The sequence below is a fragment of the Oleiphilus sp. HI0132 genome, from assembly GCF_001635845.1.
Map to the genome: position 1 here is coordinate 1 of NZ_LWGJ01000167.1, position 656 is coordinate 656.

Sequence of the window (656 nt, forward strand, 5' to 3'; positions counted from 1 at the left end):
CGACACTAACATCGATAACATTATCTGGTTCACCATATCCAGGTAAGTCTGTAATGGCGGTACGGGTACCGTTTGCCAGCCACTGGGCTCTAACCAGTGAAACCGACGAGGTAAAACTACCACCAGCGCCTTCAACAGCCGATCGATGCGCCTCATCAGAAATCTCAGCAAACTTCGGGAAGGCCACCGCAGCAAGAATAGCTAGCACGGCAATCACGACCACTAACTCAATTAATGTAAAGCCGGACATTTTTTTCATAACTTCAAACTCTCTTCATCAATGTAAATTGAAACCTGTTTTTGAAAACCCGTTTTTGAAAACCAAGTACCTGCTTCAGAAACTGCGCTCATGGTTTACGGCATGAGCTGCAGAACTAATCCTTCATATTCTGAATGTTTATTCGCTTGAACTTTATCCTTTGACAATAGACCAACTACTCTAAATTGCAACCATTGCGAATATCTTTGGCGCTGCCATTCAGGTTCATCGCTAACAATCCTTGAGAACTCCCCCTGCAATTGCGCTCGCAAACTCTCTACTGACACATCGCGCGGCTGATAAGCAATATCTCTTAGTTTTGGGTCAAATACCCAAACACCCGCTAGGTGCTGACTTTCCTCTAAAGCTTGCTCTCCAACATAGTGCGTCACGTCAT

Annotated in this window: 2 protein-coding genes; both read right to left on the bottom strand. The window is 45.0% G+C overall.

Features of this window, described 5'->3' with window-relative positions; translation table 11 throughout:
- The coding region (locus A3766_RS02115; RefSeq protein ID WP_156508620.1) for a prepilin-type N-terminal cleavage/methylation domain-containing protein at positions 1-259 on the bottom strand (259 nt) is incomplete at its 3' end.
- Between the two features lie 95 nt (positions 260-354).
- Positions 355-656: hypothetical protein (locus A3766_RS30160; protein WP_197479192.1), on the bottom strand; the 302-nt coding region annotated here is incomplete at its 5' end.